The organism is Candidatus Pseudothioglobus sp. Uisw_041 (assembly GCF_048087625.1).
Classification (GTDB): Bacteria; Pseudomonadota; Gammaproteobacteria; order PS1; family Pseudothioglobaceae; genus Pseudothioglobus.
In genome coordinates this window covers 1,059,646-1,074,588 of record NZ_CP159805.1, presented here as the reverse complement: position 1 = coordinate 1,074,588, position 14,943 = coordinate 1,059,646, and the positions used below count along the sequence as shown (strand labels likewise).

Here is a 14,943-nt window from a genome sequence, read left to right as displayed (position 1 = left end):
ATTATAATACGATGTAATAACTGCATAACAAGTTAAGCTTGTTATGCAGTCTAAACCATTGGATTATAAATATGGCTGAAGTTGAACTTACTAATTTCGAAGTAAGCCTTCAAAATTTAATGATTTCATTAGAAGCATCAAATCATGATGAGGCAAAATATCAAATCAAAGAACTTCATCCTGGAGAAATAGCAAGACTTTTAGAGGCCATTCAACCAAAAGATAGAGCAGTTATTTGGCCTGGGATTGAAATTTCAATCCAGGGTGAAGTTTTAAAAGAGGTTAATGAAGATGTCCAGTCCCAGTTAATTGGCGAAATGTTGGTAGATGATCTTGTTAAGGCTACTGAAAAATTAGATACAGATGACTTAGCAGATATTGTTCCAAACCTACCTGAGTCAGCTGTTCATAGCCTTTTATTGACACTCGATTTTAAACATCGAGAGCGCCTTAACAAAATTCTGAGCTACCCTGAAGACTCTGCTGGTGGATTAATGAATACTGACTTTATAACTGTCAGACCTGATGTCACAATAAGAGCTGTAATAAGATATTTAAGGCTATTGAAAGAGATGCCAGTAGACACTGACCAAATTTTTGTTGTTGATAGAGACTTTAATTATTTAGGCTCCTTACTTATTACTACCTTGTTAACTGAAGGGCCAGAGCAAATGGTCGATTCATTGACTAACAATGAAGCTTCAAAACCAATTAATGCTGATACTGATGAATCTGAAGTAGCTATACTATTTGAACAAAGAAATTTAATTTCAGCTCCCGTGATTGATGAGAATAATCAGTTAGTTGGGCGAATTACAATTGATGATGTGGTTGATGTAATTCGTGATCAGGCTGAACATTCTGTGATGTCCATGGTTGGTTTGGACGAGGATGAGGATGTCTTTGCCCCTATTTTCCAAAGCTCAAAGCGCCGAAGTGTCTGGCTAGGAGTTAATTTAATAACGGCATTTATTGCGGTCTACTTTATCGGTCTTTTTGAAGCCACCTTGCAGCAAAAAATTGCTTTAGCAATATTAATGCCAGTAGTTGCTAGTATGGGCGGTATTGCAGGTACTCAAACGCTGATAATAGTTACTCGAGGAATTGCAACGGGAAGGGTAACCTCAGCTAACATCAAAACTTTAATAAACAAAGAAGTTGCAGTAAGTGGCCTCAATGGCATAATTTGGTCTATCGTTATTGGCCTAATTACTTACTACTGGTTTTCTGACTTACTGCTGAGCTTAGTCATAGCGCTTGCAATAATTACCAATTTACTTGTTGCTGCTTTTTCTGGTGCATTTTTACCTTTGGCACTTACTAAGTTAAAGATAGATCCTGCTTTGGCTGGAGGAGTTATTCTCACAACTATTACTGATGTCATTGGATTTGTAGCCTTCCTTGGGTTAGCAGCTTTATTTATCTGATTTTTGCACTCAAATGAAACTCTTGTATACGAATGAAAATCGAATAATGGTGATGAATGTTAAAAACGTTTTAATTAATAACGGTTATGAGGTCGTTCTTAATAACGAGTTTGCATCGAGTGCATCTGGTGGTTTAGCCCCCTTCGATACTTGGCCGGAGGTCTGGCTTTTAAAAGATAGTGAGCTAGAAGAGGCTAAAAAAGTTATTGAGTCAATTGACACTGAAATAAGCTTAATTACTTGGAAGTGTGGGGGTTGTAATGAGATCAATGATCAAACTTTTGATTTTTGCTGGAAGTGTGGCAGAGACAACTTTCAATAAACTGTTCTTATGAAAAAACTTATCTTACTTTCATTAATTGTAATAATTGTTGGTTTTTATTCTAAGGATATCTATTTAGTTATAAAACTAATTATGTACTTTGCTTTTTTCTGGTCTATTATTAGGCTTGGAAAGTTTCTATCTAGAGACTTCAATGATGTCAGAGACAACGATTATTTTGGTGAGTAATAACGCAGTATTTGGTGAAAACTGAAACATGAAAACCCCTACAACTAAAGCTTTCTTGTCATTTTTATATGATCAATGCCAGCCTCTTCATACTTTTCACCAGTACAAGTAAATTTAAGATCAATATAAAATCCACGAGCATGCCACTGAGACGAAAGCCATAAGCTTTTTAATTGATTTTCTTGAGCCCACTCAATGAGCATTTTCATAATTAATTTACCAACACCCTTGCCTCGAAATTGTTTTAAAACAGCTACCCTTCCTATATGCCCATCAGACAAAATTCTTCCTGTTCCTATTGCTTTGTCATCTAATAATATGAGTATATGATTAGCGTCATCATCTAGCCCATCTATTTCAAGCTCTTCAGGGACGTTTTGCTCATCAACGAAAACTTTAAATCTGACTTCACATATTTCTTTATGATTAGATTTATAGCTAGTTGTAATTGCAGAAATATTTTTCATAATGACCTATAAGTGAACAAAAAAAAGATTAACCGCTAGAGCAACATATATTAAAGCTGCAATAAGGTTAAGATTTTTATTTATAGTTTTTGATTTTTTTAAAGTTCCTTCAAGAAAGCTAGATAAATAGGCAATTAATGTGAAAACAAAAAATGCACTAAAAATGAATAGTAATCCAAGAAGAAATACCTGAGATGAGATATTATTATTGGAATTTACAAACTGAGGCAAAAAGACCAAAAAAAAGATTGCTACTTTTGGGTTGGTTAGGTTCATAACAACACCCGTTAAATAGTATGATTTATTTGAACTGTCTTGGGAGGCTTTCCCTAAGTTTAACTCTTTATTTTGAATCGATAGCCATGCAAGATACACAAGGTAAAAAGCGCCAATAATTTTCAGTCCATTGAAGGCAATTACACTTGTTTGAAAAATAACACTTACACCAATCGCAACTAAGATTGTGTGTCCTATGAGCCCTGTGCAAAGACCAAGTGTAGTATAGAGTCCAATTTTCCATCCCCTTAAAGCTGAATTACTCATAACAAATAGATTGTCAGGCCCAGGAACTAGGCTCAGAACTACAGATGCAGTAATAAAAGTTATTATTGTTTCAATACTCAATACTTCTAACATTTATAAACCTTTGGCGTAGTTATTTGCTAAACACTTCTGTTACATTTTTGTAGGCTTTGAGTTCGATAGAGTTACCTGAATAGTCCTCAAAAAACATTGTTGCCTGCTCACCAGGTTGGCCTAAAAACCTAACATTAGGAGTAATAATGAATTTAACAGATTTTGATTGCAGTTTATGGGCTAAATCATTAAATGTATTCCAATCTAGCACGCAGCCAAAGTGAGGTATAGGAACTGAAACACCTTCAACACTTGAGCTAGTTTTGCTGCTTTTTATTACCTCACCAACATGAAGCGAGAGTTGGTTTCCAAAAAAATTGAAATCTACCCAGGTTTCTGAGCTTCTTCCCTCAGGACACCCTAAAAGACTCCCATAGAATCTTCTTGTAGACTCTAGATCAGTCACTGTATATGCTAAATGAAAGACACTCATAAAAATCTAGTTAAGACGTACCCATTATTAAACCAATAAGAATTAATGTGGAACCAGTAACTCTATTTTGCCATAATATTTTTTTTGGGTCCGACAGAAATGATTTTGATATTTCAGCAAGCATGACGTAGCCAATCATTACAATTAAATCAACACTAATTAATGTTGCAGTTAAAATTAAACAAGTAGAAATTTTAAGGGCAGTTAAATCGACAAAAAGTGGTATTAATGCAAGAAAAAAAACGGTGCCTTTGATGTTTGTTATGTTCACAAAAAAACCCTTTAGAAGGGAACTCAAAGGGTTAAAAGCTTTATCTAGGTAGGCTTTAGAAGTAGATATCTGTTCAATTTTTTTAAGCCATTGCATAATTCCTAGCGCAATTAAGTAAAGCATTCCCAGCATTTTAATTATTGAAAAAATACTTGGAAACTGATCAATTAATACTCCTAGTCCTAGCAGCAGAAATATAATTTGACTCATTAATCCAAGTTGCAGGCCAATTACTGAAATTATAGATCTCTTCAAGCCATATTGAGTGCCCTGACTTATTGAAAAAATTGCTCCAGGGCCAGGGGATATACTAATAAAAAGTGCAGATGCTAATAGCCCAAGCCAGACAGTTAATTCCATAAGTTCATTTAGTTAAAGGGAATTGGTGAAACTTTCCCTAGTCTTTTGCCCCAAGGCGTTTCTACTTCTACTTCTGAGTCTATATCATTGAAGCCTTTGTCAAGAGTGGCCATAGCCATATTAATTTTTAGTCTTGGTGAATATGCAGCGCTAGTAACCTTTCCACATATTTTGTTGCCACTTTTAACTTGCCATGGGCTAGCACAGCCACCAATAAATGCATCACCCTCAACAACAAGGCCAACTAGTTTTTTAGTGATACCTTCAGAGCGTATTCTATGGAGTGCATTTCTACTTAAGTAATCAGCTTCTTTATCGAGCTGACAAAAATTAGCTAAAGGAAGCTCTAGGGGGTTGCTATTTATATCCATGTCATTACCCCATGAAAAAAGACCCGACTCAACTCTTTCAATATTGTTTGGAGTTCCAGGCTTAATGTCATATTTTTTACCGGCAGTAGCAACAATATCCCAGAGCTTTTGGCCTTTAGAGCCATCACGAAGATAGAGCTCAAAACCACCTTGCTTACTCCACCCTGATTTTTGGACAATGAGAGGAATGCCTTCTAACTCAACTTCTTTAAAAAAGAAATACTTGATATCTTTAACCCAGTCACCAAACAAATCAATCATTAATGGCAAGTGGTTAGGTCCTTGGATAGCGAGGGGAGATACATCTGGCTCACTAATCTGAACATCCCAGCCAAGTCCACAGACAAGTCCACGAGTCCATAGTAAAACATCACTATCAGCAATCGAAAGCCAAAAATGATTTTCAGCCAATTTTAATATTATTGGATCATTTATAATTCCACCATTTTCATCAGTAATAAGGGCATATTTTCCTTGACCAATTTGGAGTTTTGAGAGATCTCTAGAAGTAATATATTCAACAAATTTATACGCATCACCACCAATTATTTCAACTTGCCTCTCAGCAGCAACATCCCACATCGTGACGTTATTAATTAAATTCCAGTAGTCAGCCTCTGCACCTTCATAAGAAGTGGGCATAATCATATGATTGTATAACGTGAAAGTTTTAGCTCCTGCTTTAAGAGTAGCCTCGTAATATGGGGATTTTCTTAAGCGATCTGAAAGGGTAAAGTTGACATGTCCATCCATTGGGGTTGCTCCAAGTTTAGTATTATTACTTTTTAAAAGAATGTTGTCTTGCAAAGATAAAAAAGTGTATTTTATACCTTATTTTTTAAATTTTTCAACTATAAAGAATCTGTAGAAATACCATTCGATTTAAGCCATTCAGCAAACTTTGTCTTTATTTCATTTAGCGATTTATTGTCATTAGCTTCAAAACGTAAAACTAAGCAAGGGGTTGTATTGGAAGCCCTGACTAGCCCCCAACAATTTTCGTAGTCGACTCTAACGCCATCAATAGTAATAATAGTGGCATTGGGAAAATTAATGTCCGCTGATAATTTATTCATTGCTTCAAATTGCTGACCATGCTTCTCAAAGTTAATATTAATTTCAGGGGTACTTAGGTTTACTGGCATTTCATCAAAAATTTCAAAACATGACTTATTGCTCTTAGAGATAATTTCTAATAACCTTGCACCAGTATAAAGAGCATCATCAAATCCATACCAGCGCTCCTTAAAGAATATATGTCCTGACATTTCTCCAGCTAGCTCTGCTTTAGTTTCTGTAAGTTTTTGTTTAATAAAACTGTGCCCGGTTCTGGACATAATTGGTTCACCTCCATTTTCAGAAATAAATTTAGGCAGAAGTGAAGAGCACTTCACATCAAAAATAATTTTTGCACCTTTATTTCTACTTAATACATCCTTAGAGTAAAGCATCATTTGCTGATCAGCCCAAATGATTTGACCTTTGTTGTCAACCAATCCTAACCTATCTCCATCTCCATCAAAAGCAAGGCCTAAGTCAGAGTTAGTATCTTTAACTTCTTGGATTAAATCTTGTAAATTTTCGGGTTTAGATGGATCTGGGTGGTGGTTTGGAAACCTGCCATCAACTAAACAAAAGAGTTTGGTAACTTTAACGCCTAATGCTTCAAACAATTGAGGAGCAATGTTACCTGCTACGCCATTGCCACAATCAATTACAATTTTGAGATCTTTCTCAATTTTGATATCTGACTTAATCGTGTCTATATAGTTTTGATCGATATTTATAGAAGTTGAAGTTCCAGAACCAGAAGAAAAATTGTTCTCATTAATTCTTTTAAGTAGGTCTTGAATTCTTTCAGCTGAAAGAGTTTCGCCTGCGACCATAATTTTTAATCCATTATATTCTGCAGGGTTGTGTGACCCAGTAATCATAACGCCTGATGTTGCTCCTTTGGTGTAAGTTGCAAAATACACAACTGGAGATGGGACCATACCTATATTCACCACGTGACAGCCACTCTCAAGAAGGCCTGAAATCAATGCATCTGATAATTCTGGTCCCGTTAAGCGTCCATCTCTTCCTACAACAACACCTCTTTCACCTTTTTCAATAGATTCGCTACCAACAGCCTTGCCTATCAATTTGACAATTTCTGGTGTTAGTTCAGTTTCAACAATACCTCTTATATCGTAGGCTTTGAAGATTGAAGTTGAAATATTCATTAAAATATTTGTAAAGATTAAAGTTGAAGTCATTTTAACAAATTTTTATTTTAGAAATCGATAGAAGACTTCTAAAGGAACAAAATAAAAAGATTTATTGATAATGCTAGCTAATCGCTTTTTTTCTCAATATCTATAAAGACTTTTCTTTAAGCTTAAACTGCACTTTATTAAGGTGATTTTGAGTTAACTTTTTAGGGATAATATCCACAAAAGTTGAATTTCAAACCTTTTCTGTTGAATTAAATTAAATCAAATTTTATGTCTCAAAAAGATATTGATCCGCAAGAAACTATTGAATGGCTAGAAGCTTTTAGATCTGTTGCCAGGGTTGAAGGGCAAGATAGAGCTAAGTATATCCTGCAAAAATTAATGGATATGGCTCATGAAGATGGGATGAATTTACCGCAAGGCGTTAATACAGCTTATTTAAATTCAATTCCAGTAGAAAAAGAAACTGAACTTGTTGTTAAGCATGATATTGAGCATCGAATTAAATCGATCATACGATGGAATGCAATGATCATGGTCGTTAAAGCAAATCAAGTCTCTTCTGAGCTTGGTGGCCATATTGCATCATTTGCATCTAGCGCCACACTGTATGAAGTTGGTTTCAATCATTTCTATAGAGGTGGGAATTTAGACCAGGGAGCAGACCTAATATTTTTCCAAGGCCATATTGCACCTGGTATATATTCAAGAGCCTTTCTAGAAGGTAGAATTACTGAAAAGCAAATGCTTAACTTTAGGCAGGAGGCTAATCAAGAAGGATTATCATCGTATCCCCACCCATGGTTAATGCCAAATTTTTGGCAGTTTCCAACAGTATCTATGGGACTAGGGCCAATAATGGCGATATTTCAAGCGCGTTTTATGAAATATCTTCAGCATCGAGAAATTATTAAAACGGATAAAAGAACCGTTTGGGCCTACATAGGAGATGGTGAAACAGATGAGCCTGAGTCTCTTGGTGCCATATCTTTAGCAGGTAGAGAAAAGCTGGATAATCTTATTTTTGTTATTAATTGTAATCTTCAGCGTTTAGATGGGCCTGTTCGAGGCAATGGTAAGATCATTCAAGAGCTTGAAGGAATGTTTCGAGGCGCTGGCTGGAATGTAATTAAAGTTATTTGGGGTAGGGGTTGGGATAAATTAATCGCCAATGATACTTCGGGCCTTTTGAGGCAAAGAATGGAAGAAGTTGTAGATGGGGAATATCAGGCCTATAAAGCAAAAGATGGTGCTTATGTTCGTAAGCATTTTTTTGGAAAGTATCCTGAAACTCTTAAACTTGTTGAGCATATGTCTGATGATGAAATTTTTGGGCTTACTCGAGGTGGCCACGATCCAAATAAGGTTTTTCAAGCTTACAAATCAGCTAAAGAGCATAAGGGACAGCCTACAGTTATTTTGGCAAAAACAGTCAAAGGATACGGAATGGGAGAGGCTGGTGAAGGACAAAACACTACCCACAGCCAGAAGAAATTAGGTGTTGATGCACTAGTTCGTGTTGCTCAGAGATTTGATATCCCTGTTACTAAAAAAGATGCAGAAGAGCTCAATTTTTATAAGCCTGCTGAAGATAGTGAGGAACTAAAATATCTTAGAGAGAGGCGAGAAGCTTTGGGCGGATATCTACCTGTTAGAAGTTTTGAGCTGGAGACCTTTAAAATACCAGAATTAAACGTTTTTGATCCTCTACTAAAATCTACTGATGAAAAGGAAATATCAAGCACAATGGCATTTGTGCGCTTCCTATCACTATTAATACGAGATAAAGAGATTGGTCCAAGAGTTGTTCCCATTGTTCCTGATGAGGCGAGAACTTTTGGAATGGAGGGTCTTTTTAGGCAAATGGGCATTTATTCTTCCTCTGGTCAGCTCTATGAGCCAGAAGACTCTGATAAAGTTATGTGGTATAAAGAAGATATTAAAGGCCAGGTGCTTCAAGAAGGCATCAATGAAGCTGGAGCAATTTCTGACTGGATTGCTGCTGCAACATCTTATGCTTCTCATAATGTCACAATGATTCCTTTTTATATTTATTATTCAAAGTTTGGTTTTCAAAGGGTTGGTGATCTTGCTTGGGCTGCTGGAGATATGCAAGCCAAGGGTTTTTTGATGGGTGGTACTGCTGGAAGAACTACGCTTGCTGGTGAAGGTCTTCAGCATCAAGATGGGGATTCATTGATTGTTGCTAATACTATTCCAAATTGTGTTTCCTACGATCCAACTTATGCGTATGAATTAGCAGTTATTCTGCGTGAAGGCATGCGCCGTATGTATGAGAATATGGAAAGTGTTTTTTATTATATAACACTTATGAATGAGAACTATATTCATCCTGCTATTCCTAAAGGCGCTGAAGAAGGAATTATTAAGGGAATGTATCCATTAAAAGTAGTAGGAAAATCCAAAATTGAAGTTCAATTATTAGGAAGTGGCGCTATTCTTAGAGAAGTTGAAAAAGCAGCTGATATGCTCTCAAAAGACTGGGGTGTTATGTCGCATGTTTGGAGTGTTACTAGTTTTAATGAGATTACAAGAGAGGCTCAAAAAATTGATCGTGAAAATTTATTTAGTACAAGTAAAAATAAGAAGGTTCCATACATAACTCAGTGCTTAAGCAAATCTTCTGGCCCAGTAATTGCTGCTACAGACTATATGAGAAATTATGCAGAGCAGGTTCGTAAGCATATACCTCTTCATTATGAGGTATTAGGTACAGATGGATTTGGTAGGTCAGATTCTCGTAAAGAGCTTAGATATTTTTTTGAGGTGAATGCAAATTATATTGTTTTTGTAACATTAAAGGCGCTTGTTGATGATGGCTTGCTGGATTCAAAAATAATTAAAAGTGCCATTAAAAAACTTAATATTGATGTTAATAAGTCAAACCCAATGTATACATAAAAAACGATGAATACCAAAGAGTATCTCGAGCAACTTAGGTCAGGAGTTAAGATGAATTTTTCTGATTTTACTAATCTCATTGATCAAGAATATGAGTTTTTAAATGTCGCTTTTACAAATAGTGATCTTGTTAACTCGAAAGAAGAAAATCAAGGCTCTGCAAAGGTTTTCTGTTTTGCCTTGATGCATTCTCTTTCTGAGTCAGAAACGTTAAGATGTTTTGGTGAACATTATCAATCTGTTATTGATGAGCCAGAAAATCATAATTCCCATTTAAACATTCGCAGATTCGTTAGTAATGGCTGGAAGGGAATTTTAATCAATCAAAGTACACTTAAGCCCAAGAAGGAATTTGAGCATTGATATGACTGAGAGTGCTAAATATAATAATGGTATTTATACTGTCTTTCTTAGCGCCTTCTTAGTACTCTTTCAGATTGGATTATATTTTGTTTATATTCCTTGGAACGCTGAAAGGCTTCAAATAACTGAGGCGGAAATTGGTATTGGCCTTCTGGTTTTCGGTATTGCAAATTTAATAGGTAACCAAACATCAGGGAGATTAATTGTTCCAAAAATTGGCACTAAAAATGCCATTACGATTGGTTTACTTGGTATTTCGTACCTTCCATTACTATTAATACTATCACCAAATTACTTCTGGTTTTTATTGGCTTTTGTACCATTTGGTTTTTTTGTAGGTTTTTTTAGTCCTTCTGCGCAGTCACAAATATCAATGATTGAAGAAAAGACTTCTAGGGTCATTACGCCTTTATACCACGCAGCATTTAGCTTTGGCTCATTAGTCGGAGCTATTACTGCATTCTTTACAATTAAGTACATTGAAAGTGTAAGTTTAATTTTTTCTATATCTGGATCAATGCTTGTTTTAGGAGCACTAATAGTATTTAAGTTTGGACTCTCAAAAACATTTGAAGATTTAAAGAAAACACCAAGATTTAAATTTCCAAAAAAATCAGTACTAATTTTTGGCTTTTTAATGATGATGAATTATGCAACTATGGGCATAATTCTTGATTGGTCTGCTTTATGGTTAACAAAAGATTTATTAGTACCTCTTTTCTTAGGAGGAGCCGTTATAGTGGCCTTTAATGTTGGTGAGATTTCTGCTAGACTAATCGCCTCAAAAATGATTAATAAATATAGCGAAAAATTAGTTGGTGGTTATTTAAGTATTATTGCAGGCATAATACTTTTCCTATCAATATTGACGTCAAATTTTTATGTCATTATTTTTGGAATGATACTATTCGGTTTTGGAACAGCCAACTTTATAGCAATTATTCTTAGGCAAGCTATAAGGCTGACAGATGAGCCTATATCTTTAACTGTTGCTAATCTTATAACTATGGGATTTGCTGGCTTTATTTTTGGACCAGCATTGGTTGGTTATTTAGCTGAATATATTGGATTAACCTTTAATATGTATCTCTTAAGCTTGGTATGGGGACTTAATGGTTTAGCCCTTATAATCATGATGAGGCGAAATCAGGCTATTGTTTAGTAGCTAGAAAACTCATTGCTTTCATATTCTCCCTTAATAAGCTCTAAAATTCTCTCTTTTAAGGCAATCTAATCCAAGTTAATAATGTGGTGGCTTATCATCAGTCACTTCAGATTGTTCAGGTTGCGATTCAGAGTGATTAATTATCTTTTCATTAGTTTCTTTAATTTGATTAGTGAGTTTTTCAATTTTTTCACCTTGACGGAAAATAACCATATTAAGTTCATCGAGCATATTTTGAAGATATGATATTTTTTCTTCTAGTTCTACGAGTTTATTATCTGACATAATTTATTATATTCAATAAAAAAGCCACCTTTCGGTGGCTTTATTTAATTACTTATCAATTAAAGCCTTTCGAGAAAGTTTAATTCTTCCTCGGTCTATCCCAAGAACTTTAACTTCAATTTCTTGACCTTCCTTAAGGTGATCTTCAACTTTTTCAACTCTTTCATGTGCAATTTCAGATACATGAAGAAGTCCATCCTGATTAGGCATGATTGTAACAAAAGCGCCAAATTCGACTATTTTTGCTACCTTGCCCATATACACTTTGTTTAATTCAGGAACTGCAGTGACATCTTTAACCATCTGAACTGCTTTTTCAAAGCTTTCAGTATCATTTGCAAAAACATTAACATTTCCTTCGTCATCAACATCTACGCTAGCACCTGATTGAGCTACGATACCCCTGATAGTCTCGCCACCCTTACCAATTACATCACGAATCTTGTCAGTAGGGATTTTAATAACTTTAGTCTTAGGAGCATTTTTTGATGCAGCATTAGGCTCAGAAATAACTTGGTTCATTTGACCAAGAATATTAAGTCTTGCTTCTTTGGCTTGCTTAAGTGCAATTGACATAATGTCTTCAGTGATACCATCAATCTTAATATCCATTTGAAGTGCATTTATTCCTTTTGCTGTTCCAGCAACTTTAAAGTCCATATCACCAAGGTGATCTTCATCACCAAGAATATCAGTTAATACTGTAAAGCGATCTTCATCTTTAACAAGACCCATCGCAATACCTGCAACTGGCGCTTTAATTGGAACACCTGCGTCCATAAGTGACAGAGAAGAGCCACAGACACTTGCCATTGAACTAGAGCCGTTAGACTCAGTTATTTCTGAAACGATACGGATAGTATATGGAAACTCTTCAATACTTGGAAGGCAAGCTGCAATTCCTCTTCGAGCCAATCGACCATGACCGATTTCACGACGTTTAACGCCCATTACTCGACCTGTTTCACCTACACAGTATGGAGGGAAGTTGTAATGAAGCATGAAGTGATCTTCTATACGATCATTTGATTCAAGTTTTTCAATAAGCTGTCCATCTCTTTTAGAGCCAAGAGTTGTAACAACAAGGGCTTGAGTTTCACCACGCGTAAAAAGTGCGGAACCATGCGTATTTTCTAATACGCCTGTTTCGATTGCAAGTTCACGAACAGTCGAGCTATCTCTTCCATCGATTCTTGGCTCACCTTTTAAGATACGCTCTCTAACAGTTGATTTTTCAATTTTTTTAATATAGTTTTTAACGTCATCAGAGCTAGGTGAATCATCAGCATCAGTTATAAATTCTTCAAGGGCAGCGACTTTAACTTCACCCATTTTTTCATAACGCTCCATCTTGTCAACAGTCTGATAAGCTTCAGAAATTTTACTTTCAAATTTAGATTTAATAGAAGACATTAGAGATTCATCCTCAGCTGGTGCTTCCCATTCGCGAGGAGAAACTCCTACCTCTTTTGCAAATTCAGCAACACTATCAATTACTACTTGAAATTGCTCATGTGCAAACATAACAGCTGCAAGCATTACGTCCTCTGAAAGTTCACTTGCTTCAGATTCAACCATTAATACAGCATCTTTGGTTCCAGCAACAACCATATCAAGTTCTGAAGTCTTAAGATCAGTATATGTTGGGTTAATAATGTAGCTTCCATCTTTGTAACCAACGCGTGCAGCACCAATAGGCCCTTTAAAAGGAACCCCAGCAATTGCCAATGCTGCAGAAGTTCCAAGCATTGCTAAAATATCAGGATCTACATTTTTATTTGCAGAAATAACCTGAATCATAACTTGAACTTCATTCATGTAGCCATTTGGAAATAATGGACGAATAGGGCGGTCGATTAGGCGAGAAGTTAATGTCTCTTTTTCACTTGGACGCCCTTCTCTTTTAAGAAAGCCACCAGGGATTTTTCCTGCTGCATAAGTCTTTTCAATATAATCTACGGATAATGGAAAAAAAGATTGACCTGGTTTGGCTTCTTTTGCTCCCACAACGCTAACTAGTACTTGTGTATCATCCATGCTAGCTAAAACAGCTCCATGAGATTGTCGTGCGATTCTTCCTGTTTCAAATGTGATCTGACTATTGCCAAACGTAAAACTTTTTTGAACTATATTCATGTCCATTGCGTTACTCCAATAAAATAAAAAATGTTTTATGGTTTAACGTAATAAGCTTTATTTAAAACATACCCAATAGGTACGCTTGAGATAAAACTTACCAAAATCCATAAAACAGTTGAATTATCCCCTAATTTTTTTTCTCGAATGTACTAAATTTGCCTGTTCTCATTGAGTATTAATGCTTTATAAGTTTTAAATAATTAAAACTTAATTTAAAAATATTGATTAGTTTTATGTAGATTTTTCGATGAGTGATAATGACACTAATCGCTCTGCTAGAGTTCTATTTTTATTGCTTAATTGAAGTTTTCTGGTATTGGAAAAACTAACAACTAAGTCTTCATCTATACCGCTACAACTAAAGACTTCACCATTAATAAATACTCTCAACTCTTGATTGATAAATTGGTAAGCTATTCTGCATATTGGATGAAGTTGATAAAAACCTAGCTCTTCTATTTCTTCTTGAGTCTGGTAAGCTCTGATTTCATTAAATTTTTTTTCATCCTCAGGATCAAGTTTGGTTACAAAGCACCCAAAGTAGTCTTTAGGAAGCGTATTAATTTTTAAAAATCTTCTCGTTTGCTCAATTACTGATTGAGTAATTTCAGCTGGATTAATGTTCACTTCCCATTCTGGGTCTTTAAGATAGGCATCATTCTTATTATTAGGCAATTCAAGTGAACTCAGCATTTCATTATTTAAGTAGGATCTGTAGCCAATCGAGAGCGTTATACATTCATCATCAAGACTTACACCATGATGAGCGACTTTTGGAGGTATATAGACGATATCTCCAGGCTCAGCCACCCAAGTTGTTTCTTTAATAAAATTTTTCATTATTCGAAGTGGAGTATCTTTTAAGTAATTTTCAGGATTGCAATCAATTACACTTGTTGTCCATTGTCGCCTTCCAAGCCCTTGAAGTAAAAACACATCATAATGATCATAATGAGGTCCAACGCTTCCGCCTAATGCTGCAAAAGATATCATTACGTCATCAAAGCGCCACCTTGGAATAAAATCAAACTCACTAATAATCTGATGAACTTCACTTATGTATCTGTCGATTCCTTGAACTAAAAGAGTCCACTTATTGTTTGGAAGCTGGGCAAAGATTTTTTCATCAAAGGGACCTTCTTCTACGTCCCATTTATTCATTGAAATTGATCCAGTCACAATTCTAGATTCAAATTCTTCTTCACAAGAAAGCCCTGCAATTTCATCTGGAGACAGAGGACTAATAAATTTTGGAAGGGCGTTTTTAATTAGAAGTGGTTTTTTTTGCCAATACTCTTCTAGAAACTGTTTTTTAGAAATTTGGCCAAAATGAATCATTATGTTCCTTTTAAATTGTTGTTTAATTATCTATTAACA

The 14,943-nt window shown here is 35.4% G+C and carries 15 protein-coding genes; 6 read left to right on the top strand and 9 right to left on the bottom strand.

Going from position 1 to position 14,943, the window contains the following annotated elements; genetic code table 11:
• Window positions 1-71: 71 nt before the first annotated feature.
• Genes mgtE through ABXT44_RS05410 form a run of 3 tightly spaced genes read left to right on the top strand, consistent with a single transcriptional unit; the run spans window position 72 to window position 1,938 of the window.
• On the top strand, window positions 72-1,427 hold the full coding sequence (gene mgtE / locus ABXT44_RS05420; RefSeq protein WP_416686239.1) for a magnesium transporter: 1,356 nt from the start codon (window positions 72-74) through the stop codon (window positions 1,425-1,427).
• A gap of 13 nt (window positions 1,428-1,440) precedes the next feature.
• Window positions 1,441-1,749 carry a DUF2007 domain-containing protein gene (locus ABXT44_RS05415; RefSeq protein WP_416686238.1) on the top strand — a complete coding sequence of 103 codons (309 nt, stop codon included), beginning with the start codon at window positions 1,441-1,443 and terminating at the stop codon, window positions 1,747-1,749.
• 9 nt (window positions 1,750-1,758) lie between these two features.
• Complete coding sequence (locus ABXT44_RS05410) at window positions 1,759-1,938, top strand: hypothetical protein (RefSeq protein ID WP_416686237.1); 180 nt, start codon at window positions 1,759-1,761, stop codon at window positions 1,936-1,938.
• A 44-nt stretch (window positions 1,939-1,982) separates the two neighbouring features.
• On the opposite strand, the gene ABXT44_RS05405 is transcribed toward ABXT44_RS05410, so the two are convergent.
• From ABXT44_RS05405 to ABXT44_RS05380, 6 genes are read right to left on the bottom strand one after another with little or no spacing between them, the layout of a single operon-like run.
• Entirely contained in the window at window positions 1,983-2,405 is a 423-nt protein-coding gene (locus tag ABXT44_RS05405) for a GNAT family N-acetyltransferase (RefSeq protein ID WP_416686236.1), read from the bottom strand.
• A gap of 6 nt (window positions 2,406-2,411) precedes the next feature.
• A complete protein-coding gene (locus tag ABXT44_RS05400) occupies window positions 2,412-3,041 on the bottom strand; it encodes a LysE family translocator (protein ID WP_416686235.1) in 630 nt (209 codons plus the stop codon).
• 19 nt (window positions 3,042-3,060) lie between these two features.
• Complete coding sequence (locus ABXT44_RS05395; RefSeq protein WP_416686234.1) at window positions 3,061-3,474, bottom strand: VOC family protein; 414 nt, start codon at window positions 3,472-3,474, stop codon at window positions 3,061-3,063.
• 10 nt (window positions 3,475-3,484) lie between these two features.
• The gene (locus ABXT44_RS05390) at window positions 3,485-4,105 is read right to left on the bottom strand and encodes a LysE family translocator (RefSeq protein WP_416686233.1); all 621 of its coding nucleotides are present in this window, start codon (window positions 4,103-4,105) and stop codon (window positions 3,485-3,487) included.
• A gap of 8 nt (window positions 4,106-4,113) precedes the next feature.
• Window positions 4,114-5,283, bottom strand: coding sequence for a dimethylsulfoniopropionate demethylase (locus ABXT44_RS05385; RefSeq protein WP_416686232.1), 1,170 nt, complete (start codon window positions 5,281-5,283; stop codon window positions 4,114-4,116).
• Between the two features lie 44 nt (window positions 5,284-5,327).
• Window positions 5,328-6,701: a phosphomannomutase/phosphoglucomutase gene (locus ABXT44_RS05380; RefSeq protein ID WP_416686231.1), complete on the bottom strand. Its 1,374-nt coding sequence runs from the start codon at window positions 6,699-6,701 to the stop codon at window positions 5,328-5,330.
• Between the two features lie 261 nt (window positions 6,702-6,962).
• Here ABXT44_RS05380 and aceE point away from each other — a divergent pair, with 261 nt between their 5' ends.
• From aceE to ABXT44_RS05365, 3 genes are read left to right on the top strand one after another with little or no spacing between them, the layout of a single operon-like run.
• Window positions 6,963-9,614 carry a pyruvate dehydrogenase (acetyl-transferring), homodimeric type gene (aceE, locus tag ABXT44_RS05375; RefSeq protein WP_271537585.1) on the top strand — a complete coding sequence of 884 codons (2,652 nt, stop codon included), beginning with the start codon at window positions 6,963-6,965 and terminating at the stop codon, window positions 9,612-9,614.
• A 6-nt stretch (window positions 9,615-9,620) separates the two neighbouring features.
• Window positions 9,621-9,977 (top strand): HopJ type III effector protein, encoded by a 357-nt coding sequence (locus ABXT44_RS05370; RefSeq protein WP_271537586.1) that lies wholly within the window; start codon window positions 9,621-9,623, stop codon window positions 9,975-9,977.
• Window position 9,978: 1 nt separating this feature from the next.
• Window positions 9,979-11,139: an MFS transporter gene (locus tag ABXT44_RS05365; RefSeq protein WP_416686230.1), complete on the top strand. Its 1,161-nt coding sequence runs from the start codon at window positions 9,979-9,981 to the stop codon at window positions 11,137-11,139.
• A gap of 78 nt (window positions 11,140-11,217) precedes the next feature.
• Here ABXT44_RS05365 and ABXT44_RS05360 read toward each other — a convergent pair whose 3' ends face one another.
• The 3 genes from ABXT44_RS05360 to ABXT44_RS05350 form a co-directional block, all read right to left on the bottom strand.
• Complete coding sequence (locus ABXT44_RS05360) at window positions 11,218-11,427, bottom strand: SlyX family protein (RefSeq protein WP_416686229.1); 210 nt, start codon at window positions 11,425-11,427, stop codon at window positions 11,218-11,220.
• 48 nt (window positions 11,428-11,475) lie between these two features.
• Window positions 11,476-13,569, bottom strand: coding sequence for a polyribonucleotide nucleotidyltransferase (gene pnp, locus ABXT44_RS05355; RefSeq protein ID WP_416686228.1), 2,094 nt, complete (start codon window positions 13,567-13,569; stop codon window positions 11,476-11,478).
• 228 nt (window positions 13,570-13,797) lie between these two features.
• Window positions 13,798-14,904 (bottom strand): cupin domain-containing protein, encoded by a 1,107-nt coding sequence (locus ABXT44_RS05350; RefSeq protein WP_416686227.1) that lies wholly within the window; start codon window positions 14,902-14,904, stop codon window positions 13,798-13,800.
• Between the last annotated feature and the right edge of the window lie 39 nt (window positions 14,905-14,943).

Bases quoted from the DNA above. Each gene is read 5' to 3' on its own strand.
- mgtE (WP_416686239.1), top strand. From the start codon at position 72: ATGGCTGAAGTTGAACTTACTAATTTCGAAGTAAGCCTTCAAAATTTA.
- ABXT44_RS05415 (WP_416686238.1), top strand. From the start codon at position 1,441: ATGAAACTCTTGTATACGAATGAAAATCGAATAATGGTGATGAATGTT.
- ABXT44_RS05410 (WP_416686237.1), top strand. From the start codon at position 1,759: ATGAAAAAACTTATCTTACTTTCATTAATTGTAATAATTGTTGGTTTT.
- ABXT44_RS05405 (WP_416686236.1), bottom strand. From the start codon at position 2,405: ATGAAAAATATTTCTGCAATTACAACTAGCTATAAATCTAATCATAAA.
- ABXT44_RS05400 (WP_416686235.1), bottom strand. From the start codon at position 3,041: ATGTTAGAAGTATTGAGTATTGAAACAATAATAACTTTTATTACTGCA.
- ABXT44_RS05395 (WP_416686234.1), bottom strand. From the start codon at position 3,474: ATGAGTGTCTTTCATTTAGCATATACAGTGACTGATCTAGAGTCTACA.
- ABXT44_RS05390 (WP_416686233.1), bottom strand. From the start codon at position 4,105: ATGGAATTAACTGTCTGGCTTGGGCTATTAGCATCTGCACTTTTTATT.
- ABXT44_RS05380 (WP_416686231.1), bottom strand. From the start codon at position 6,701: ATGAATATTTCAACTTCAATCTTCAAAGCCTACGATATAAGAGGTATT.
- aceE (WP_271537585.1), top strand. From the start codon at position 6,963: ATGTCTCAAAAAGATATTGATCCGCAAGAAACTATTGAATGGCTAGAA.
- ABXT44_RS05370 (WP_271537586.1), top strand. From the start codon at position 9,621: ATGAATACCAAAGAGTATCTCGAGCAACTTAGGTCAGGAGTTAAGATG.
- ABXT44_RS05365 (WP_416686230.1), top strand. From the start codon at position 9,979: ATGACTGAGAGTGCTAAATATAATAATGGTATTTATACTGTCTTTCTT.
- ABXT44_RS05360 (WP_416686229.1), bottom strand. From the start codon at position 11,427: ATGTCAGATAATAAACTCGTAGAACTAGAAGAAAAAATATCATATCTT.
- pnp (WP_416686228.1), bottom strand. From the start codon at position 13,569: ATGGACATGAATATAGTTCAAAAAAGTTTTACGTTTGGCAATAGTCAG.
- ABXT44_RS05350 (WP_416686227.1), bottom strand. From the start codon at position 14,904: ATGATTCATTTTGGCCAAATTTCTAAAAAACAGTTTCTAGAAGAGTAT.